The sequence below is a fragment of the Neisseria uirgultaei genome (genome assembly GCF_962719845.1).
Taxonomy (GTDB): Bacteria; Pseudomonadota; Gammaproteobacteria; order Burkholderiales; family Neisseriaceae; genus Neisseria; species Neisseria bergeri.
Genome location: NZ_CAUIYF010000004.1, coordinates 33,684 through 54,381, shown reverse-complemented (window position 1 = coordinate 54,381; position 20,698 = coordinate 33,684). Strand labels below are relative to the sequence as shown.

General features: G+C 46.4%; 20 protein-coding genes. 15 read left to right on the top strand and 5 right to left on the bottom strand.

Features of this window, described 5'->3' with window-relative positions; genetic code table 11:
* The first annotated feature begins 14 nt into the window (after positions 1-14).
* Positions 15-224: a tautomerase family protein gene (locus tag Q9J32_RS03500; RefSeq protein WP_002223595.1), complete on the top strand. Its 210-nt coding sequence runs from the start codon at positions 15-17 to the stop codon at positions 222-224.
* Between the two features lie 89 nt (positions 225-313).
* The gene (locus Q9J32_RS03495; RefSeq protein WP_301885250.1) at positions 314-1,528 is read left to right on the top strand and encodes a pyridoxal phosphate-dependent aminotransferase; all 1,215 of its coding nucleotides are present in this window, start codon (positions 314-316) and stop codon (positions 1,526-1,528) included.
* A gap of 71 nt (positions 1,529-1,599) precedes the next feature.
* On the opposite strand, the gene clpB is transcribed toward Q9J32_RS03495, so the two are convergent.
* Complete coding sequence (gene clpB / locus Q9J32_RS03490; RefSeq protein WP_301885252.1) at positions 1,600-4,173, bottom strand: ATP-dependent chaperone ClpB; 2,574 nt, start codon at positions 4,171-4,173, stop codon at positions 1,600-1,602.
* Between the two features lie 259 nt (positions 4,174-4,432).
* On the opposite strand from clpB, the gene trpS reads away from it, so the two are divergent.
* Positions 4,433-5,443, top strand: a complete 1,011-nt coding sequence (gene trpS / locus Q9J32_RS03485) for a tryptophan--tRNA ligase (RefSeq protein WP_301885253.1) — start codon at positions 4,433-4,435, stop codon at positions 5,441-5,443.
* A gap of 67 nt (positions 5,444-5,510) precedes the next feature.
* The gene (locus Q9J32_RS03480; RefSeq protein WP_301885254.1) at positions 5,511-6,056 is read left to right on the top strand and encodes a hypothetical protein; all 546 of its coding nucleotides are present in this window, start codon (positions 5,511-5,513) and stop codon (positions 6,054-6,056) included.
* Between the two features lie 421 nt (positions 6,057-6,477).
* Here Q9J32_RS03480 and Q9J32_RS03475 read toward each other — a convergent pair whose 3' ends face one another.
* The 4 genes from Q9J32_RS03475 to Q9J32_RS03460 form a co-directional block, all read right to left on the bottom strand.
* Entirely contained in the window at positions 6,478-6,942 is a 465-nt protein-coding gene (locus Q9J32_RS03475) for a hypothetical protein (RefSeq protein ID WP_003774468.1), read from the bottom strand.
* 173 nt (positions 6,943-7,115) lie between these two features.
* Entirely contained in the window at positions 7,116-8,624 is a 1,509-nt protein-coding gene (ppx, locus tag Q9J32_RS03470) for an exopolyphosphatase (protein ID WP_301885295.1), read from the bottom strand.
* Between the two features lie 158 nt (positions 8,625-8,782).
* Positions 8,783-10,450, bottom strand: a complete 1,668-nt coding sequence (locus Q9J32_RS03465) for a surface lipoprotein assembly modifier (RefSeq protein ID WP_301885255.1) — start codon at positions 10,448-10,450, stop codon at positions 8,783-8,785.
* A gap of 113 nt (positions 10,451-10,563) precedes the next feature.
* Complete coding sequence (locus tag Q9J32_RS03460; RefSeq protein ID WP_304673078.1) at positions 10,564-11,571, bottom strand: factor H binding protein domain-containing protein; 1,008 nt, start codon at positions 11,569-11,571, stop codon at positions 10,564-10,566.
* Between the two features lie 190 nt (positions 11,572-11,761).
* Here Q9J32_RS03460 and Q9J32_RS03455 point away from each other — a divergent pair, with 190 nt between their 5' ends.
* From Q9J32_RS03455 to Q9J32_RS03405, 11 genes are all read left to right on the top strand, one after another.
* On the top strand, positions 11,762-12,130 hold the full coding sequence (locus Q9J32_RS03455; RefSeq protein WP_301885257.1) for a transcriptional regulator: 369 nt from the start codon (positions 11,762-11,764) through the stop codon (positions 12,128-12,130).
* A gap of 205 nt (positions 12,131-12,335) precedes the next feature.
* Positions 12,336-12,956, top strand: a complete 621-nt coding sequence (locus tag Q9J32_RS03450) for a lytic transglycosylase domain-containing protein (RefSeq protein ID WP_301885296.1) — start codon at positions 12,336-12,338, stop codon at positions 12,954-12,956.
* Between the two features lie 107 nt (positions 12,957-13,063).
* Complete coding sequence (locus tag Q9J32_RS03445) at positions 13,064-14,446, top strand: MFS transporter (RefSeq protein ID WP_301885298.1); 1,383 nt, start codon at positions 13,064-13,066, stop codon at positions 14,444-14,446.
* Positions 14,447-14,449: 3 nt separating this feature from the next.
* Positions 14,450-14,974 carry a single-stranded DNA-binding protein gene (locus Q9J32_RS03440; RefSeq protein ID WP_115437522.1) on the top strand — a complete coding sequence of 175 codons (525 nt, stop codon included), beginning with the start codon at positions 14,450-14,452 and terminating at the stop codon, positions 14,972-14,974.
* A 148-nt stretch (positions 14,975-15,122) separates the two neighbouring features.
* A complete protein-coding gene (locus Q9J32_RS03435; RefSeq protein ID WP_301885258.1) occupies positions 15,123-16,403 on the top strand; it encodes a site-specific integrase in 1,281 nt (426 codons plus the stop codon).
* Positions 16,390-17,076 (top strand): integrase, encoded by a 687-nt coding sequence (locus Q9J32_RS03430; RefSeq protein ID WP_301885259.1) that lies wholly within the window; start codon positions 16,390-16,392, stop codon positions 17,074-17,076. Before Q9J32_RS03435 ends, Q9J32_RS03430 begins: the two co-directional genes overlap by 14 nt.
* Positions 17,048-17,911, top strand: a complete 864-nt coding sequence (locus tag Q9J32_RS03425) for a tyrosine-type recombinase/integrase (RefSeq protein WP_301885260.1) — start codon at positions 17,048-17,050, stop codon at positions 17,909-17,911. Before Q9J32_RS03430 ends, Q9J32_RS03425 begins: the two co-directional genes overlap by 29 nt.
* Before the next feature lie 2 nt (positions 17,912-17,913).
* Positions 17,914-18,504 carry a hypothetical protein gene (locus Q9J32_RS03420; RefSeq protein WP_301885261.1) on the top strand — a complete coding sequence of 197 codons (591 nt, stop codon included), beginning with the start codon at positions 17,914-17,916 and terminating at the stop codon, positions 18,502-18,504.
* On the top strand, positions 18,461-19,420 hold the full coding sequence (locus Q9J32_RS03415; protein ID WP_301885262.1) for a hypothetical protein: 960 nt from the start codon (positions 18,461-18,463) through the stop codon (positions 19,418-19,420). Before Q9J32_RS03420 ends, Q9J32_RS03415 begins: the two co-directional genes overlap by 44 nt.
* Positions 19,389-19,955, top strand: coding sequence for a hypothetical protein (locus Q9J32_RS03410; RefSeq protein WP_301885263.1), 567 nt, complete (start codon positions 19,389-19,391; stop codon positions 19,953-19,955). Before Q9J32_RS03415 ends, Q9J32_RS03410 begins: the two co-directional genes overlap by 32 nt.
* Before the next feature lies 1 nt (position 19,956).
* Positions 19,957-20,367, top strand: a complete 411-nt coding sequence (locus Q9J32_RS03405) for a hypothetical protein (protein WP_301885264.1) — start codon at positions 19,957-19,959, stop codon at positions 20,365-20,367.
* Positions 20,368-20,698: the final 331 nt, after the last annotated feature.

The window sequence follows — 20,698 nt, the reverse complement described above, 5'->3', positions numbered from 1 at the left end:
AACGGAGAAAGATCATGCCTTATGTCAATATTAAAGTAACCGGCGGCAGCGAAGCACCGACTGCTGCGCAAAAAGCGGAACTGATCGGCGGCGTAACCGAATTGCTGGCACGCGTGCTGGGCAAAAATCCCGAAACAACGGTCGTCGTGATTGACGAAGTGGATACCGATAACTGGGGCATAGGCGGCAAAAGTGTCAGCGAACGGCGCAAAGAGGGCAGGTGAAAAGCCTGAAAAACCCTGCCCTGATGCTTTAAATTCCGCGTGAGAAAGAGTACATTCCCACCCATTGCCCAAAATTTACGGAACACATTATGGATAAGTTTCCCAAGTCTGCAAAGCTCGACCACGTCTGCTACGACATACGCGGGCCGGTTCACAAAAAAGCCCTTCAGTTGGAAGAGGAGGGCAATAAAATCCTTAAACTCAATATCGGCAACCCTGCGCCGTTCGGCTTTGAAGCCCCTGATGAAATCTTGGTCGATGTCATCCGCAACCTGCCGACTTCGCAAGGCTATTGCGATTCCAAAGGGCTGTATTCCGCCCGCAAAGCCATCGTTCACTACTATCAGACCAAAGGTTTGCGCGATATTACGGTAAACGATGTCTATATCGGCAACGGCGTGTCCGAGCTGATTACGATGTCTATGCAGGCGTTGTTGAATGACGGCGACGAAATCCTGATTCCCGCGCCCGACTACCCCTTGTGGACGGCGGCGGCAACGCTTGCGGGCGGTATGGTGCGCCATTATCTGTGCGACGAAGAAAACGGCTGGTTTCCCAACCTTGCCGATATGGAAGCCAAAATCACGCCCAAAACCAAAGCCCTCGTCGTCATCAACCCCAACAACCCGACAGGCGCGGTGTACAGCAGGGAAATCTTGTTGGAAATCGCCGAGTTGGCGCGCAAACACGGTCTGATTATCTTTGCCGACGAGATTTACGACAAAATCCTTTATGACGGCGCGGTTCACCACCACATCGCCGCGCTTGCCCCCGACCTTTTGACGGTAACGTTCAACGGTTTGTCCAAAGCCTACCGCGTCGCCGGATTCCGCCAAGGCTGGATGGTGCTCAACGGGCCGAAACATCATGCAAAAGGTTACATCGAGGGTTTGGATATGCTCTCGTCCATGCGCCTGTGTGCCAATACGCCGATGCAGCATGCGATTCAGACGGCATTGGGCGGTTATCAGAGCATCAACGAATTCATTTTGCCGGGCGGACGGCTTTTGGAACAGCGTAACAGGGCGTGGGAACTGGTCAGCCAAATCCCCGGAGTGTCCTGCGTTAAACCGATGGGTGCGATGTATATGTTCCCGAAAATCGATACCGAAATGTACCGTATCCGCGATGACATGAAATTCGTTTACGATTTGCTGGTGCGCGAAAAAGTCCTGCTGGTACAGGGAACGGGGTTTAATTGGATCAAACCCGACCATTTCCGCATTGTTACGCTGCCTTACGTCCATCAGATTGAAGAGGCGATGGGCAGGTTGGCAAGATTCCTGCAAACCTACCATCAGTAGGATTCTGATAAAAAATGCCGTCTGAAACGGAGATTCCCGTTTCAGACGGCATTTTCAACAGCAGGAACGAATCAGGCAAATTTCAGTCTGTCGCCGTCGGCTTCCACCCTGATTTCGCTTTCGGGCGCATAGTTTCCGGCAAGCAGGGCTTTGGCCAGCGGGTTTTCGATTTCCGACTGGATGGCGCGTTTGAGTGGACGTGCGCCGTAAATCGGGTCGAAACCGGCTTTGGCGATGATGTCCAGAGCGGCATCGGAAACAGTCAGGCGCAGGTTTTGTTTTTCCAAACGTTTTTCCAAGCCTTTAAGCTGGATTTTGGCAATGCTGCGGATGTTTGCCTGATCCAAGCCATGGAACACGACCACTTCGTCGATGCGGTTGATCATTTCAGGACGGAAATGTTCTTTCACATCCTCCATCACAACTTCTTTCACTGCTTCGTAGTCCTGCGTGCCCATTTGTTGGATGTGCTGGCTGCCGATATTGGAAGTCATGACGATAACAGTGTTTTTGAAGTCCACGGTGCGACCTTGCCCGTCGGTCAAACGGCCGTCATCCAATACTTGCAGCAGGATGTTGAATACGTCGGGATGGGCTTTTTCCACTTCGTCCAAAAGAATCACGCTGTACGGTTTGCGGCGCACTTGTTCGGTCAGATAGCCGCCCTCTTCGTAGCCGACATAGCCCGGAGGCGCGCCGATCAGGCGGGCAACAGCATGTTTTTCCATGTATTCGGACATATCGATGCGGATGAGGTGGTCTTCGCTGTCGAACAGGAAGCCTGCCAAAGCTTTGCACAACTCGGTTTTACCCACGCCGGTCGGACCCAAGAACAGGAAGCTGCCATAAGGTTTGTTCGGGTCGGCAAGGCCGGAGCGGCTGCGGCGGATAGCGTCAGACACGGCGCGCACGGCTTCGTCTTGACCGACCACTCGGCGGTGCAATACTTCTTCCATTTTCAACAATTTATCGCGTTCGCCTTCCATCATTTTGGATACGGGTATGCCGGTCATACGGGAAACAATTTCCGCCACTTCGTCCGCGCCGACTTCGGTGCGGAAGAGTTTGTTTTGTTTTTTGCCGTCGGGATTGCTTTCCGCTGCCTGCAACTGCGCACCCAATTTCGGCAACTCGCCGTATTCGAGTTCGGACGCGCGGGCAAAGTCACCTTGGCGTTTGGCCTGTTCGATTTTGACTTTGATGTCGTCCATCTGTTTCTTGATGTCGGCAGTGCTGGAAGACGCGGCTTTTTCGGCTTTCCAGATTTCGTCCAAATCGGCGTATTCTTTTTGAAGGCCGTCGATTTCCTCGTCTATCAGTTCCAAACGTTTTTTGCTGGCATCATCGGTTTCTTTGGCAACGTGCATTTTTTCCATTTTGAGCTGGATAATGCGACGGTCAAGTTTGTCCATCTGCTCAGGTTTGCTGTCCAGCTCCATTTTGATGCGGCTGGCAGCTTCATCAATCAAGTCAATTGCTTTGTCAGGCAGGAAGCGGTCGGTGATGTAGCGGTCGCTCAATTCTGCGGCGGCAACAATAGCAGGGTCGGTAATATCGATACCGTGGTGGATTTCATAACGTTCCTGCAAACCGCGCAAAATGGCGATGGTGTCTTCCACGCTGGGTTCGCCGACCAATACTTTTTGGAAGCGGCGTTCGAGTGCCGCGTCTTTTTCGATGTATTGGCGGTATTCGTCCAAGGTGGTCGCGCCGATGCAGTGCAATTCGCCGCGTGCCAAAGCCGGTTTCAACATATTGCCCGCATCCATCGCGCCGTCGGTTTTGCCCGCGCCGACCAAAGTATGGATTTCATCGATGAAAATCAGGGTGTTGCCGTCGTCTTTCGCCAAGTCGTTCAACACGCCTTTCAAGCGTTCTTCAAATTCGCCACGGTATTTCGCGCCGGCAATCAAAGCCGCCAAGTCCAAAACCAAAAGGCGTTTGTTGCGCAGGGATTCGGGGACTTCGCCGTTGACGATACGTTGCGCCAAGCCTTCAACGATGGCGGTTTTACCCACACCCGGCTCACCAATCAGCACAGGGTTGTTTTTGGTACGGCGTTGCAATACCTGAATCGCACGGCGGATTTCATCATCACGGCCGATAACAGGGTCGAGCTTACCGTCACGGGCGCGTTGAGTCAGGTCGAGTGTGTATTTTTTCAAAGCATCGCGTTGGTCTTCAGCATTGGCATCGTTCACGTTTTGTCCTCCTCGTACCGCATCGATTGCGGCATTGATGTTTTGTTCGGTTGCACCGGCATCTTTCAAAATTTTGCCGGTAGCGTCATTCTGCTGCACCAAAGCCAACAGGAAAAGTTCGCTGGCGATATAGGCATCGCCACGTTTGGTTGCAGCCTTATCCATCAGATTTAATACAGCTTGCAGCTCACGGCTGGGCATAATATCGCCACCCTGGCCGGATACTTTCGGCAGGCTGCCCAAATGTTGCTGCAAACGTTGTTTCACTTGAGGCACATTCACACCTGCATGAGCCAGTAACGCAGCAGCACCACTATTTTGATCGTCAAGCAACGCTTTTAAGATAAAGCCGGCCTCGAGATAGCTGCTGTCCGCAGCCAAAGCCAGGCTTTGACCTTCTTGCAGAGCTTGCTGAAATTTAGCAGTCAATTTATCAAATCTCATTTAACGTTCCTCTACAAATATATTTCCGTTGAAGCCTATATAAGAGCAAATGTGGATAACTCAAGAGATATTTTTTCATTAAATAGTAAATTTTATTTATCTTATTGTTTTATATTGATTTATTTTTATGATTTTATGTGTATAACTTTTCTTTTCCAGTTGTCCCATACGTAAAAGGCCGTCTGAAAAATCAAGAAGAATCAGGTATAATCGGCAACATATTAATTTTCAGACGGCCTTTGTGCCGAAGGATACTTTCATGAGCAAAAAACGAGTTTTAACAGGCGTTACCACAACAGGTATTCCACACTTGGGCAACTACGTCGGCGCCATCCGCCCGGCTATCCGTGCGGCGCAGGATGCCAATACTGAATCATTCCTCTTTTTGGCCGACTATCACGGCATCATCAAATGTCATGAGCCAGAAATGATTCATCAATCTACTCAAGCTGTTGCCGCCACATGGCTCGCCTGCGGACTCAATCCGGAACAGACCACTTTCTACCGTCAAAGCGATATTCCCGAAGTCATGGAGTTGAACTGGATTCTGACTTGTATTACTGCAAAAGGCCTGATGAACCGCGCCCACGCTTACAAAGCCGCAGTACAGGCAAATACCGAAAACGGTCAGGAAGATCCGGATCATGGCGTGGAAATGGGCCTATACAGCTACCCCATCCTCATGACTGCCGACATCCTTATGTTCAATGCCCATGAAGTTCCAGTCGGTCGCGACCAAATCCAACATGTCGAAATGGCGCGCGATATTGCCGGACGCTTCAACCACCGCTTCCAAGAACTCTTCACCCTGCCTGAAGTAAAAATCGATGAAAATGTCGAACTCTTGGTCGGCCTGGACGGACGCAAAATGTCCAAGTCCTACGGCAACACCATTCCGCTTTGGGAAAACGACAAGAAAACCCAAAAATCGGTCAACAAAATCATCACCAATATGAAAGAGCCCGGCGAGCCGAAACAGCCTGATGAAAGTCCTCTGTTTGAAATCTACAAAGCCTTCTCCACGCCGTCTGAAACGGCGGAATTTACGAAAATGCTTGCCGACGGCCTGGCTTGGGGCGAGGCGAAAAAACTTTTGGCGGCGAAAATCAACGCCGAACTCGCCGAACCGCGCGAACGCTACAACGAATTGACCGCCAACCCTTCGCAAATCGAAGAGATTTTGCAGGCAGGCGCGCAAAAAGCACGCAAAGAAGCGCGCGAATTATTGGACAAAGTACGCGATGCGGTCGGCATCCGCCCGTTGAAATGAACTCATGCCGTCTGAACCTCCGCCTGCCGCGTTTCAGACGGCATTTTGAAACCATCAGGAGTGTGGAATGCTTAAAACATCTTTTGTCATGTTAAGCGGCTGCCTGCTGCTTGCAGCCTGCGGTAAATCTGAAAATACGGCGGAACAGCCGCAAAATGCAGTGCAGGGTGCGCCGAAACCGGTTTTCAAAGTCAAATACATCGACAATACGGCGATTGCCGGTTTGGCTCTGGGCGGGGTGCAAGAAGGAAAAACGGCTGAAGGCAAAAAACAGCTGACTTATCCGATTGAGGGTTTGTCGGAACAGAATGTGTTGCAACTGATCGGCAAGCATCCCAACGACTTGGAAGTCATCAGTGGCAAATGCATGGAAACCGACGATAAGGGTGGTCCGGCAGGTTGGTCGGCAAACGGCGTGTGCCATACCTTGTTTGCCAAACTGGTGGGCAATATCACCGAAGACGGCGGCAAACTGACGGATTACCTGGTCTCGCATGCCGCACTGCAACCCTATCAGGCAGGCAAAAGCGGCTATGCCGCCGTGCAGAACGGACGCTATGTGCTGGAAATCGACAGTGAGGGGATGTTTTATTTCCGTCGCCGTCATTATTGAGGTATTCAAAAATCCCATAATGCATTTGAGTTTTCCAAGCCCTTTCAGGAAAGTGGCTGCAACAAGTTTTCTGTCCTGATAGAGACGGTCGGAGAATTGTTGGCAGAAATAGGGGATTTAGGTGCTCTATATGTATTGTGATTCTGATGTAAGAATGAGTGAATCGGTACCGCTCATCTTTACAAAAAAGCGGCAGCCGTCCGGTTGCAGCTTTATCTATGCCTTAAGTCCTGCTCTGCTTTGACGGGAGTCTGCACCATGTACGCGGGTTATGAAAAGACTTGCTTGGTCTTATTCGGGTCGGCTGAATTTGCCGCGCATAATCGGCCACTTTGCCGACGCCATCGGCCAGTTGGTAGGCTTGGGCGCCGGCGGCTAGACCCTGCAGGACGCGGGTGCGGTCGTCGGCTTTGCTTTAAGATTAATTAATTTTTAATATTTTTAATATTAATGCAATTATCCCAAGTAAAATAGGAACTATTATTGGAATAATGGCGTCCTTAATTTTTTTAATGTAGTTATCTTCTTTTTGTTGCGTCTGCTCATAATCATCCTCATGTAGATATGCATTATTTATATCCTTGTAAGTCTCATTTTCATCACCAACAACTCTGGAACCATCCTTAAACGACCTTGCAATTTTTATCATTGATGATAGTAGATCATTGCTTGTGGTAATTGCAAGCAATTCTTCCCCATCATAAAAAAGAATGCTTTCCTCATCGTTTGGGTCATAAAAATATACTTCACCCATCTCGTTGCAACCTTCATGATAATTAAATTTTTCTCTTAAAAATATTGACAAGTTCTCCTTGTTTTTTAATATTTTATTTTCGTCTGAAATTTTTTTGCTGGTATTTATTATCCTAATATGGTAACCCATCATCTATCCTTTCTTGTTTGGTCATATAGTTCTTTTGCTTTATTAAGCAGGTTTTTGCTTGGAGTGGCAAATCGACTCGTCTGCCGTCGCAGATACAAGGCAGCCGGTTTTTTTGGGTGTTGCGGATAGGGAAATGCCGTCTGAACATCATTCAGACGGCATTTGGTTTGTAAAGGTCAGACGGCTTCAACTTTAAACGGCATATTGACTTTTTGCCATTGGACGCTTTCATATTCCAATGCGTCGGCAATCAGGGGGTGGTGTTCCAGCCATTCACTGTCAATACGCAGGATGAAGCCGTGGCTTTCCGTATCCGTGCGCAACTGCATATTTTTCGGGAAAGACAGGTCTTGGCGCGAACGGCAGAACAGTGCGGCAAGGCGCAGGGACAAAACGGCATACCACAACATTTCGTTGGTGCCGATAATGCCGCCCATTTTTTTCATATCGCCGCGATGACCGATGACCAGTTGGGCAAGTATGGTCTGTTCTTTACGTGAGAAACCCGGCATATCGGCGTTTTCGAGGATGTAGGCGGAATGTTTGTGATAGCCGGTGTGGGCGATATCCAAACCGATTTCGTGCAGCGCGGCGGCGCGTCCGAGATACTGTTGCCACAAGGCAAGTTCTTGAACCGTAACATTTTTAGCGTGGCAGAGGCTGTCCATAAAGGTTTGCGCGGTCTCGGCGGTGCGTTTCGCCTGATTGAGGCTGACGTGGTAGCGGTGTTGGAACTCGGCAACCGTCTGTCCGCGCATATCTTCGTTTAAACCGCGCCCAATCAAATCGTAAAACACGCCGTCGCGCAGGGCGGCTTCGGTTACGGTCATCCTGTCGAGTTTCATTTCCTCAAACGCCGCCATCATCACGGCAAGCCCGCCGGCAAAAACTTCGATGCGTTCCGGTTTCAGGTTTTCAAATTTGGCTTTTTTGACCGAACCGGCTTCGATGATGCGTTCGGCGAGGGCGCGCATTCCTTTGTAGGTAATGTCCGCCTCTTGGGGCATTTCGGCGGCAAGCACATCACGGATGGATTTTGCCGAACCCGATGTGCCGACGGCGAAATCCCAACCTTCGCGCCTCATATTTTTGCTGATGCGCTGGATTTCGTTACGGGCGGCGGAAATGGCGGCTTGGAAGTCTTTGGCGGTGATTTTGTTTTGGAAGAAGCGCAGGCTGTAGGTAACGCAGCCCAAGGGTAGGCTTTCGGTAATGTTGGGATTCAGCGTCGAGCCGATGACAAATTCTGTCGAACCGCCGCCGATGTCGATAACCAGCATTTTGCCGCCGCCGGGGGGGAGGGTGTGGATCACGCCGGTATAAATCAGCCGCGCCTCTTCGCGCCCAGCGATGATTTCGATGGGGAAACCCAGTGCTGCTTCGGCTTTGGGAAGGAAATCTGCGATGTTTTTGGCAACGCGGAATGTGTTGGTTGCCACGGCGCGTACCTGCTCGGGACGGAAGCCGCGCAGGCGTTCGCCGAATTTTGCCAGACAGTCCAAAGCCTGTTCTTGGGAGGCGGCACTCAGGTTTTTCTGTTCGTCCAGTCCGGCGGCGAAGCGCACCATCTGTTTGAAGGAATCGATGACTTTCAACTGTCCGTTGTTGTTTTCGCAAATCTGGAGGCGGAAACTGTTGGAACCCAAATCGACGGAGGCAAGGACGTTTGCGGGATTGGTGGTCATGGCGGATACCGGTGGGAAAAACGCAATGTTACTCTGACGGCGCAGGCGTTGACAATAAATGATGCGCTGTTTTTGATTCTGCTCACAGATGTTGCCGACGGTATGTTTCCGACAGCAAAAAATGCCGTCTGAAAAACGTTCAGACGGCATTTTTGCGCTTATTTGAAATCCTTTTCCACGCTCATGAAAATCTGCGTGTTTTTGCGTGTGTAAAAACTTTTCATATTGCTGTCGATTTTCAGATAGCGGAAATTGAGTTGCGGCGTAAATCCCTTCCAAGAGATTTTGTCGTGCCACAACGACAGGTTTGCCTGATATTCGTGGTCTTTACGCGGGAAGCGGTACACAATGATCCCGGGTGCATCAAAAGTCCTGCGGGTATAGCGCAGGTTTGCCCGCAGACCCAAGCCGCCGTCGAACGTTTTGACCGCGCCGACACGCAAACCCTTGCGGACGGAAGCCTGTTCCGCCTCTTTCGTCATGTCGTGCGACCAGTCCGCCCCGCCGTAAAGCAGCCAGTCTTTCGGCGCGGAATACATCAGCGTCGCGCCCGCCAGCGGCATATGGCTGTCGTATCGGGCGGCGGTGCGGTCTTCCTGATAATGCTTCCACATATTGCCTGCGTTCAGCGTCAACCGCCAGCGTTCGTTCAAGCGTTGGGAGAAATCGGCATTGAAGCCGCCGACGAAATTGTATCGGCTGCCGCCTAAGAGGTTTTGCTCGACAAACGGCACGATGCCGAACGAGCGCGTTACCGAATGGTTTTTATAGCCGAACGACAGGCGCAGGCTCTGTTCGCTGAAATCTTTGTTATCCCAATAATGCACGCCGCCGCCGCTGATGCCGCCGTAGAGGAAATGATGCCCGCCCGCATTGATTTCGCGCGACACGCCCAAGCCGTAGCGCAAACCGTGTGCTTTTTGCGGCAGGCTGTCGGCGGTTTTCGTCCAACTTCTGCCTGCAAATTCAATCGTTTTTTCGGACGAAGCGTTGTTCACATTGTCTGTCTGCTCGTATTGCAGCGACACATCGGGCTTCCAGCCTTGAGCCTTGTCTATGGCGGCAAGATAGTGGTCGGCAAGCTGCTGCATCGGCGGCTGCAAATCGGGTTTCGCCCGCTCCAATTCCGCCTTCGCCTCGCGGTACTGCCTGTTTTCAAACAGCATCACGCCCAAATCGAAACGCGGATACGCCAAATCGGGCTGTTGCGCCAAAATGCCGCGATACAAAGCCACCGCCTCGTCATGGCGCAACTGGCTGCGGCGCAAACCGCCCAGCGCGTAATCGTGCAGAACCGGATTGAAATCCGGCAGGGCGCGATAGTTTTCCAGCAGCGTTTTCAGCGTATCCCAATCGCGGGCGACGACGGCGCGGTTGATCTGCTCTTCCAAACCCGCAAGAGAGGCATTGCCGTCTGAAACGGCTTCGGCGGCTTCCCCGGCTGCAAGGGTTTCAGACGGCATGGACGTACCCGTACCGAAAGCCGCCTCGTTGGAAAACTTCTTATGCGTCGCCACAGGCTTGATTTCGGTCTCTTCTGCCTTGCCGACAGATGCAACAACAGGCGCGGCAGCCCGATTCGGCGCGGCACGCTGCAACAGGCGGAAGGCATTGTCGATCTGTTCGTCAAAAGATGGGGCATAGGAAGCAAGCGGCAGAACCGGCATTTCCGTTTCGTCAGCCCTTTCAAGCCTTTCGGCAGGCACTATCCTATCGTCGAACTTGCCGTCCACGAACACCTGCTTCGACACGGGTATGGGCAAAACGGGCGTTTCGGCAACAGCCGCCGCCGGCACGGACAAAAGAAGCAAAGCAAATTTTTTCATAAGTCAAACAGTTTCAGGGCAAGGGACCGGACGGGCAAACCGCGCAGTCAAATGGTCGAAATGCCGTCTGAAAGACCGTTTCCGGTTTCAGACGGCATTTGTATCAGGCGGGATTAACGGGAGCCGGCAAAGCCGATGCTATTTGTACCCTCAGTAACTGCACCGACGATTTCTTCGGCATTGGCACCGAAGAAGCCGAGTTCGTAATTACCTTTATTAGAAGAGCCTTGAATACCGTAGCCTTGAAGGTGGCTTCCATCAATTTTGTTATTATGATTGATATTGGTTATGTTGCCCTTGTTCAAGACGACTTTTTCACCCAAACCGGTAATGTTGCCCTCACCCGTTCTTTCCTTGAAATCGACGGAGTAGCTCAATACGCCTTGATTTTGTCCGTCAAATGCAGCACCGGAATAAGTCGCTTTACCGGCTGTGGGCAAAACTTCAGTCGGCGTACCTTTGATAGTCAGATAATCTTCATCATTGATAGGCTCACGCTTATTCACTCCATCTCCTTGAATCGAGTAGGAAGTCGGTTTAACGCCGGCAATCAGAGAATAATTCTGGCGGTAGATATGGGACTCGCCTCTGCGGGTCAGTGTATAAGTTTTACCCTCTGCACGTACCTGTGCAGATTCTGTATGTGCAGCGCGGGTCAGCGTTTTCAAAGGTGCTTTAGACAAATCAAGAGAGCCGCCATTGGCATTTTGACCCAGAGTGCTGACTTGGTAAGTCAAAACAGTTGCATCATCCAAATCGTATTCTTCAGCCAACTCATGCACATCTCCTTCAGCCTCACGTTTCAATCCACTGACGCTGACTGAAAAATTAGGTGTGCCGTTTGTCAGTGTAAACGGAGGAGGATTGTTGGCGGCAGTGTTACCGCTATCGGCGGTGTTACCGCTATTGGCAGAGTTGCCGCTATTGGCAGAGTTGCCGCTATTGGCAGAGTTACCGCTATTGGCAGAGTTACCGCTATTGGCAGAGTTGCCATTGTTGGCAGCAGCATTGCCGTTATTTGTTTGGTTGCTGTTGGACGGATTGGTAACAGTCGGGTTAGTGTTGGGCAGGGTGCTGCTGGGAGGTTTGCTGCCGCAAGCTGCCAGGCTCAAGGTAATCATGCTCAATGCGAAAACTTTGTTCAAAGTCATCATAAGTCCCCAAAATTTCAGAAAATAAGTAAATAAGTTTATGGTTGTGTAAACCGCTTCCCATCATACCCATATTTACTTTTACTGACAACTAAATTGTTAATGCTATCAATTATTTTGTTTAAAAAAGGTAATAGTCGGCTATTCATAATCCGCCATTATGCATACCGAACAAGATAAAACCGATTTCAGCGAACGTTTGAAAACAGCAATACGCCTCGCGGGTTTGGACGAGCTGTCCAATGCCAGCCTCGCCAACCGCTTCAACCTGCGCCATCCCAATCAGCCTGTCAGTACGCAGGCGTTCCACCATTGGCTGGTCGGCAGGTCGATTCCGACTCCGGATAAAATCGAGACGCTGGCAAAATGGCTGGATACCAGCGCGGAATGGCTGCGCCACGGCAGGCTCTCTGGCACGGAAGGTGCGGTTTCGCCGCAAGAAGCCCTGCTGTTGAAATATTTCCGCCTGCTGCCGCCCGAAAAGCGTGATGCGCTGATGGTGCTGCTGCACAATCCGGACAACAGATAGCAGGTAAAAACGGGAAATGCCCGGGCGGTGTTGCCTGTGCCTGTTTGGACAAGCGTTCTTGAGAGCGGTAAAATCGAGATTTGCCTGAAAAGGGCAGGGCGATATGCCGTGCTTGGATTTTGTGCGCGGTTTTTCGCGTTGAAAGCAATCATGTCTGTTTGAATATTTAATGCCGTCTGAAACGTCCGGACGCGCCCCATTCCCTATGAACAAAACGACCGATACTCTACCCGTCAATCTGCAACGCCGCCGCCTGTTGTGTGCCGCCGGCGCGCTGTTGCTCAGTCCGCTGGCACAAGCCGGCGCGCAACGTGAAGAAACGCTTGCCGACGATGTGGCTTCCGTGATGAGAAGCTCTGTCGGCAGCATAAATCCGCCGAGGCTGGTGTTTGACGATCCGAAAGAGGGCGAGCGTTGGTTGTCAGCCATGTCGGCACGTTTGGCAAGGTTTGTCCCCGATGAGGAGGAGCGGCGCAGGCTGCTGGTCAATATCCAGTATGAAAGCAGCCGGGCCGGTTTGGATACGCAGATTGTGTTGGGGCTGATTGAGGTGGAAAGCGCGTTCCGCCAGTATGCAATCAGCGGCGTCGGCGCGCGCGGCCTGATGCAGGTTATGCCGTTTTGGAAAAACTACATCGGCAAACCGGCGCACAACCTGTTCGACATCCGCACCAACCTGCGTTACGGCTGCACCATCCTGCGCCATTACCGCAACCTTGAAAAGGGCGACATCGTCCGCGCGCTTGCCCGCTTTAACGGCAGCTTGGGCAGCAATAAATATCCGAACGCCGTTTTGGGTGCATGGCGCAACCGCTGGCAGTGGTAGGCGCATTGTGCCGCAACCGAAATACGGCGAATCCTGTATAATCCGAAAATCTGTTCACTGGAAGTTCAGACGGCATTGCAACTGTTGATGCCGTCTGAAAAAATATGATGGCAAGAGATAACCGCATCCAAATGTTTCCGCACGAATGGCGCGCCAGTACGACGCTTTCCGGCGTGTACGCGCTGCGTATGCTGGGTATGTTCCTCGTGCTGCCCGTATTGGCGGTGTACGCCGCCTCGCTGCCCGGCGCGGAAGGCAACAAAACGCTGGTCGGACTGGCAATGGGCATTTACGGGCTGACGCAGGCTCTGCTGCAATTGCCTTTGGGCATCGCTTCCGACAAGTTCGGGCGCAAGAAAACCATTTATGCGGGGCTGGTCGTCTTTGCAGCGGGCAGCTTCCTTGCCGCCGCCGCCGATACATTGCCCATGCTGGTTGCCGCACGCGCCATACAGGGGGCGGGAGCGGTCAGTGCGGCGGTTACCGCGCTGCTGGCGGATTTGACGCGCGACGGCGTACGTACCCGCGCAATGGCAATGATAGGTTTGAGTATCGGTCTGACGTTTTCGGTCAGCCTCGTCGTTGCCCCTGTGATTGCCGACGCGGTGGGCGTACGCGGCTTGTTCCTGCTGACCGGTATTTTGACCGTTGCCAGTATCGGCGTGGTGGCGTGGATGACTCCCGATCCCGAAGTTTCCAAGCTGCATGAGGACACGCAGGCGCAGCCTTCGCGCATAGGCGAAGTTTTGAAAAACCGCCAACTGCTTAACCTCGATTTCGGTATTTTTGCCCTGCATGCCGCGCAAATGGCATTGTTTACCGCGCTGCCTTTCGCCATGACCCAGCTCGGTTTGGAAAAAATCCAGCATTGGAAAGTCTATCTGCCCTCGACCATTACGGGCTTGGTGGTGATGGTTCCGCTGATTATCGTCGGCGAGACGCGCAACAAGCTCAAACAGGTTTTTGTTTTGGGTATCGTCTGTATTGCGGCGGCGCAGCTCGGTTTGCTGTCCGGTATGCGCTCGGTAGGCTTGATTACCGCTTATCTGGTTGTTTACTTTATTGGTTTCAATGTTTTGGAAGCCAGCCTGCCGTCTATGGTTTCCAAAATCGCGCCGTCTGACCTGAAGGGTACGGCGATGGGCGTGTACAACACGATGCAGTCGGTCGGACTGTTTGCCGGCGGTGCGGCAGGCGGATTGTTGTTCCAAAAATACGGCTTTGTCGGCGTGTTTGCCTTTTGCAGCATATTGATGCTGCTGTGGCTGGTAATTGCCGTTTTATCGCCCGCGCCCAAGCCCGTCAAAAACCTCAGTTACCCTGTCGGCGGCGTGTGGCAGGGCAATCAGGACGGCTTGCAATGCGCCCTGTTGCAGTTGGAAGGCGTGGAAGACATCGGTTTCAGTTTCGACAGGCAGACCGTCTATCTCAAAGTGTTGCAGAAGGGTTTCGATCAGGCTGCCGCTGAAAAAATCATCACAGGAGTTTAAAAAATGTCATTGAACAAAGTCATCCTTATCGGCCGCCTCGGACGCGATCCCGAAGTGCGCTATATGCCCAACGGTGAAGCGGTTTGTAATTTCAGCGTCGCCACCAGCGAAACATGGAACGACCGCAACGGCCAGCGCGTGGAGCGCACTGAGTGGCACAACATCACGATGTACCGCAAACTGGCGGAAATTGCCGGCCAATACCTCAAAAAAGGCGGGCTGGTTTATTTGGAAGGCAAAATCCAAAGCCGCAAATACCAAGGCAAAGACGGCATCGAACGTACCGCTTACGATATTGTCGCCAACGAAATGAAAATGTTGGGCGGGCGCAATGAAAACAGCGGCGGCGCGCCTTACGAGGAAGGTTACGGTCAGAGTCAGGAGGCTTACCAACGCCCCGCTCAGCAAAGCCGGCAGCCCGCCCCCGACGCGCCGTCCCATCCTCAAGAAGCACCAGCCGCGCCGCGCCGCCAACCCGTGCCGGCCGCCGCCCCGGTCGAGGATATTGACGACGACATCCCGTTCTGAGTTACATATAATTTAAAACTGTAAAATAAAATCTCTATAAATATAGAGAACCCCTTATTTTAAAGGGGTTCTCTTTTTTACATTTATTTGACATGGAAAGCTTATTTTTTGTAGTATTTATATATATTTAACTTGTAAATTAAGTGTTATGTATAAACTAATAACAATCCTTTTTTCAAATGGAGAGCGTTTCCCTCTATTGGTTAATGAGAAAACAGATATCCCTGATTTTTATTCCACCTTATGGGTAACTGTAGAACTACGTAATCAATCCGCAGTAAACACAATTAGGAATAAGCTGGGAACTATACAGTGGATAATGAATTGGGAAAAACAGAATAATCTTGTTATTAGCGATCTAATTCATAACAAAACACTCTTAACAGAAAGCCAATTAGAATCCCTTATTCGACATATGAGAATAAATATAAAAAAGCAAAAGAATGTAATCAATACAAAAAAAAGTGTGTCAATGAAAGGTAGGACTCAATTTATTGATATTTATTCTTCCGTATCTCTTAGTCATCAATATAATAGACTAACAACGCTTTCAGAATACATATTATTTCTATCTAAAGTAATTAATGTATCTAACAAATATATCGCAAAATGGACGAATCTAATTGAGTTAATTAAAGAGTCAAGACCTAAAAATCATAAAACATTATCTATCAAACCAGAAAGTGAGCTACCTGATGGATTGTTAGATGAGTTTATGTCTATTGCGAACTTTTCTAATCCTAATAATCCATTTCAAGATATTGGAATTAGAAAAAGAAACCATTTGATGTTTATCTTATTAAAGGAATTAGGGATTAGAAGAGGAGAGTTATTATCAATTCAAATCCCATTTATTGATATAGGAACAGCCAAATCCTCAATTACAATTAGACGAACGCATGATGATAAATTTGACACAAGGAATCAGCAAGCTGTAAGTAAAACGAAAGAAAGACGACTTCCTATTTCACAAAATATAGCTCAACTTATCAATGACTATATTATGAACTATCGCTCTAAGATTCCTAACGCTAATAAACATCCATATTTATTTGTGACCCATCGAAAAGGAAAAACGCAAGGAAACCCAATTAGTACTAGTTCTTTTGATAACGTTATTGTACCAACGATGAAAAAGATAAATCCTAAATTTTCTATTATTCATTCGCATATTTTTCGTCATGAATGGAACTTATATTTTTCACGAAAGGTGGATGAAAATAATCAAAATATAAATCATGATTCTTCTCATAAAGATTTTATTTCTCCAGAAAAAGAAGCAAAGATGAGACAACATCTTATGGGACATACATCCGAGAAATCAGGAAATATTTATAATCAACGTTATATAAGAGAAAAAGCTAACAAAATATTATTAGATCTTCAGATTGAGTTTCAAAAAAAGGTTGATAATTATGAATCAGAATAAACGTTTTAGACAGTCAAGAGATGGGTATGCATTTGATGAAAATGGAAACTCTTGGCATATAAGTAAAGATATTACAATTAATTTCTCTCAAGCTGTATTAGATATAGATCATAAAACACTAGAAGGATTTAAAAAAACACTTGCTACTTATGCTGAAAAATATTCTAGCTACCATACTTTTAATATGCATCGTCGATTCCAAGAATTTGTAATAAGTACTAACTCAAATATTATTGATACATCAGTGATAATAAATTGGAAAGCTACTTTAGGTAAAGAACGTGAATGGCATTTAGGAGCATTAAAGGGTTTTTTACTATCATGGCATGAGTATGGCTATTATGGAGTTGATAAATCTGTTGTGTCGTTGCTAGAAAGCTTTACGTTGAGTGGAAATGAGAAAGGTAAATCGGTATTAATGAGGTGCCCTTATACAGGAGCGTTTACTGAAAATGAAATTTTGGCTTTAATGGCTGAACTAGCTAGACTTTGGAGAGAAGATCTTATTTCATTTGAAACATATGTATATATTCACTTACTTCAATCTACAGCTAGAAGACCCATTCAAATACGCCATTTAAAATTTGAAGACCTAAGAAAGGAAATCTCTCAAGGAACATGGAGTTATTTTCTACATATCCCTAGTGCAAAAAAAAAGAGGAGGATTATTTAGAGAAACGATTAAAAAACTTGCTATCACAGAGGACTTATATTTAATTCTCCTAAACTTTATAGAATATCAATATAAGAAATTGCTTAGTCTGGTTGATGAAACCTTTATTTCTGGTTATAAAATGAAATTACCAATGTTTATTGATTGGAAATGTTTAAAAATGAATATCAAAAATAGGAATTTTGATCTTTCATTATTAAACAAAGATATTTTTCATTATTCAGCTTCTTCGTTGGAGCTACACTCATTACGAAAATTCTGTATTCACCAAAAAGCAACTTCAGAAAGAACAGGTGAAATTATTCATGTAACAGCAAGACGTTTTCGCCATACAAGAGGAACAAATCTAGGAAGAAAAGGAGTTGGAGCAGCAATCATTGCTGAGCTTTTAGATCACACAGATACACAAAATGTAAAAGTTTACACAGAAAATACAGCTGATACAGTGCAATACATTGATCGTGTTATGGGTGCTGAAATGGGAAAACTAGCCCAAGCATTTACAGGTAGAATTATTTCTAACTTAAATGAAAGCGAAAGGGGGCACGATCCAACATCTTTAATAACCAATAACGGAATAGATACAATAGGTGCTTGTGGTACAAATGATTTTTGTATAACTGGCTATGAAACTTGTTATTTATGCCCTAAATTTAGACCTTTAATTGATGGTCCTCATCAACAGATCCTAAATAAGCTGTATGAAGAAAAGGAAGAACGTTTAAAACAAACTAAAAGCATAGATTATGCATCATCCAAAGATCGTATTATTTTAGCTGTTGAGTATGTTGTTCAAGCTTGCAATGATATGAAGAGAACTATGGTAAGCCACTGATTATGAACAATCTAATTTTCACTCCAAAAGATAATAATCCTAAATCTAATTTAGAGCAATTTATTAATTTCAGTAAAAATCAGCTTATTACCTTTGGAAAGGATTGCTGGGAAAACAACCAATGGAAAACAACATTCAGCATTTATCCAGTTCAGGTTCGTTTTTCCACAGAAAGAATTAAATCTACAGCTTATAAATATGAGCCATTAGCTGCTCAATTCATTGAGTTTGCTAAAGCATATATTCGCTATACTTACTCCTTGCATCCAATCCGTCAATTAGCTAGACATATGGAAGCATTACGTATAGTTGAAATGGCTTTGTATGCTGTTAAAAAGAATACTGATATATTACAACTTGATTATTTAGTTATCCATGAAGTAGAAAATATCGTATCAAAAAAATATAAAAAAGGTACGGAATCAGTCAATAAATTAGGGTATCAAATTCAAAAATTATTTGATTTTTGTAGAGAAAATCAAATTACTCCTCAACTACCTTTATGGGAAAATCCATATAAACGTCCTAGAGATTTGACTATATTGCTAGATGAAAAAGGAAAAGAATATCGTTCAAGTAAAAATGCCAACTGATGAAGAAATGATGCTGGTTGCTAAACTCTTTCATGATGCTCCCAATTTAGACAAAGAAACTGAATATTATACAGCTGTTATGGCTCTACTTATGGTCGCTCCATCTCGTTGTTCTGAGTTGATGTCTTTATCTGTCAATTGCTTAGAATGGGAGTATGATAGTTTGGGAAATAAGCAATTAGGTATTCGATGGATACCAGCAAAAAATGGTAAAGAGGGATTAAAGTGGGTTCCTAGCTGTATGCAAGATATTATTGTTGAAGCGGTTGAACGTTTAACAAATATAAGCTCTTTGGCTAGAGAGGTTGCTAAATTTGCAGAAGAAAATCCTAATATATTGATGTTATCAAATAAAGAACTTGCACCATCCCATTCTTTATACCAAAAGCATTTAACTAAAAGTGAAATTGCTGAAGTGTTAGATATTGATTCCAAAAATAGCTGTAATACTAAATGGTTTAAAAATTTAATAAGTGAAAACGATGGAATTATAACTTATGAGATACTAGGGAAATTTTTGTATAAGAAATACACATCAAAATTTAATAATTGGCCTTATGTTGATAAACATAAAAGCGTGAAGGTTTCTGAGGCTTTGTTATTATTCAGAGAAAATGAATTTCATGATGATTTTTCCCCTAAACGTTTTTCTTTTGTGTTACCAACAGTGAATCAAATTAATGATAGATTTTGCTATTCAGAAACTCGTCCTAAAACATCATTATGGGAAAAACATTGTATAGGTACATCTAAAGGAGAATTTATTAGATTGCCATCGCATAATGCAAGGCATTGGTTGAGTACAAAAGCTGAGCGAGGTGGAATGGATGAATTGACTTTAGCTAACTGGGCAGGCAGAGCTAGAGTGGCAGATAATAAAGCTTATGATCACAGAACAGAAGAAGAAAAAAAGTGAGGCTGTTCGAGATTTACTCATTCCTGAGGATATTTCAATATTAGACAAAATTCATTTAAATCTTCCTATTACCTATGAAGACTTAGGAAAAAATAGAATTGGAATTGCAACTATAACAGAAATAGGCATTTGTGAGCATGATTATGCAATGTCGCCATGTTCTCGCCATGGAGATTGTGAAACATGTAAGGAACTTATTTGTATTAAAGGATTAGAATCATCTTTAGAAATATTAAGGCATAGAGAAATTCAGCTTACAGAGCAAATTAATAAAGCAAAAGAACACCATAAATTAGGAGCTTTTGGTGCAGATCGTTGGGTAAGTAACCTAGGGTGGAGATTGGCACATATAAGAACCAAAATTGCATTCTTGGAAAATAGTGAAATTCCAAATGGTGCACTATTACGAATACCTGACGAATATGATCCTTCACCAGTCAAGTTAGCCTTATTGGAAAAAGGAATGGATATAGATGTTAAAAAACCAGAAACGGCTAAACTTGATGATGATTTATATAGGTTAATGGAGATGTAGTATGCCTAAAATTCTTATTACAGAAGAAAATTTGGAAGATATCATTATGTTGATTAAAACTTGGGAGGGGAAGTTAACGTGGAATTTACTTTGCTCTAAAGTTTCAGAGTTATTGAATATTAAGAGTATTGAAAGACAATCACTAGCTAATTATCCAGATATACAAGAGGCATTTAGTAAACAAAAACAGAATCTTAAAGAAAAAGCAAAAGCTAATCCAGAACCGAATGTAACAATGGATTATCTGCAAAAGCAAGTTAAGAATTTAAAAGCTCAAGTACAACGTTTGGAAGAAATTAATGAGCGATATAAACAGCAATTTATTGTATGGCAATATAATGCATATATGCATGGTATGACCCAAGTTACTTTAAATAAGCCTCTTATTGCTGTTAACCGTCAACGTAGGTAATTTATAGGATGTAAGGTAAATTATTTTTACTATAGTAGTCTCTACAAAAGATCGTCTGAGAATCAATTTTCAGACAATCTCTTCACACCTATTAAACTTCTTGATGGGTAGAGTAGAAAACAATTTTCGTCAACATCTACTTCTTCTGGCCGGAGAGATACAGCAGTTTAATGGCGAGTCAAACACTATTGTACTGAACTACTTTCTGCTCAAGCCCGCACCCCAACTTGCAGTAGTCTCCACTAAATCTTTATTTTGTTAACAATATGGATTTGCTCAGCCTCGCTCACGTCTTGCCGGAGACAAGCACACGGTCATGTATGCAAAAATT

What these genes read in the sequence shown, in the direction of transcription:
- Q9J32_RS03500 (WP_002223595.1), top strand. Translation starts at nt 15, where the DNA reads ATGCCTTATGTCAATATTAAAGTAACCGGCGGCAGCGAAGCACCGACT.
- Q9J32_RS03495 (WP_301885250.1), top strand. Translation starts at nt 314, where the DNA reads ATGGATAAGTTTCCCAAGTCTGCAAAGCTCGACCACGTCTGCTACGAC.
- clpB (WP_301885252.1), bottom strand. Translation starts at nt 4,173, where the DNA reads ATGAGATTTGATAAATTGACTGCTAAATTTCAGCAAGCTCTGCAAGAA.
- trpS (WP_301885253.1), top strand. Translation starts at nt 4,433, where the DNA reads ATGAGCAAAAAACGAGTTTTAACAGGCGTTACCACAACAGGTATTCCA.
- Q9J32_RS03480 (WP_301885254.1), top strand. Translation starts at nt 5,511, where the DNA reads ATGCTTAAAACATCTTTTGTCATGTTAAGCGGCTGCCTGCTGCTTGCA.
- Q9J32_RS03475 (WP_003774468.1), bottom strand. Translation starts at nt 6,942, where the DNA reads ATGATGGGTTACCATATTAGGATAATAAATACCAGCAAAAAAATTTCA.
- ppx (WP_301885295.1), bottom strand. Translation starts at nt 8,624, where the DNA reads ATGACCACCAATCCCGCAAACGTCCTTGCCTCCGTCGATTTGGGTTCC.
- Q9J32_RS03465 (WP_301885255.1), bottom strand. Translation starts at nt 10,450, where the DNA reads ATGAAAAAATTTGCTTTGCTTCTTTTGTCCGTGCCGGCGGCGGCTGTT.
- Q9J32_RS03460 (WP_304673078.1), bottom strand. Translation starts at nt 11,571, where the DNA reads ATGATTACCTTGAGCCTGGCAGCTTGCGGCAGCAAACCTCCCAGCAGC.
- Q9J32_RS03455 (WP_301885257.1), top strand. Translation starts at nt 11,762, where the DNA reads ATGCATACCGAACAAGATAAAACCGATTTCAGCGAACGTTTGAAAACA.
- Q9J32_RS03450 (WP_301885296.1), top strand. Translation starts at nt 12,336, where the DNA reads ATGAACAAAACGACCGATACTCTACCCGTCAATCTGCAACGCCGCCGC.
- Q9J32_RS03445 (WP_301885298.1), top strand. Translation starts at nt 13,064, where the DNA reads ATGGCAAGAGATAACCGCATCCAAATGTTTCCGCACGAATGGCGCGCC.
- Q9J32_RS03440 (WP_115437522.1), top strand. Translation starts at nt 14,450, where the DNA reads ATGTCATTGAACAAAGTCATCCTTATCGGCCGCCTCGGACGCGATCCC.
- Q9J32_RS03435 (WP_301885258.1), top strand. Translation starts at nt 15,123, where the DNA reads ATGTATAAACTAATAACAATCCTTTTTTCAAATGGAGAGCGTTTCCCT.
- Q9J32_RS03430 (WP_301885259.1), top strand. Translation starts at nt 16,390, where the DNA reads ATGAATCAGAATAAACGTTTTAGACAGTCAAGAGATGGGTATGCATTT.
- Q9J32_RS03420 (WP_301885261.1), top strand. Translation starts at nt 17,914, where the DNA reads ATGAACAATCTAATTTTCACTCCAAAAGATAATAATCCTAAATCTAAT.
- Q9J32_RS03415 (WP_301885262.1), top strand. Translation starts at nt 18,461, where the DNA reads ATGAAAAAGGAAAAGAATATCGTTCAAGTAAAAATGCCAACTGATGAA.
- Q9J32_RS03410 (WP_301885263.1), top strand. Translation starts at nt 19,389, where the DNA reads ATGATCACAGAACAGAAGAAGAAAAAAAGTGAGGCTGTTCGAGATTTA.
- Q9J32_RS03405 (WP_301885264.1), top strand. Translation starts at nt 19,957, where the DNA reads ATGCCTAAAATTCTTATTACAGAAGAAAATTTGGAAGATATCATTATG.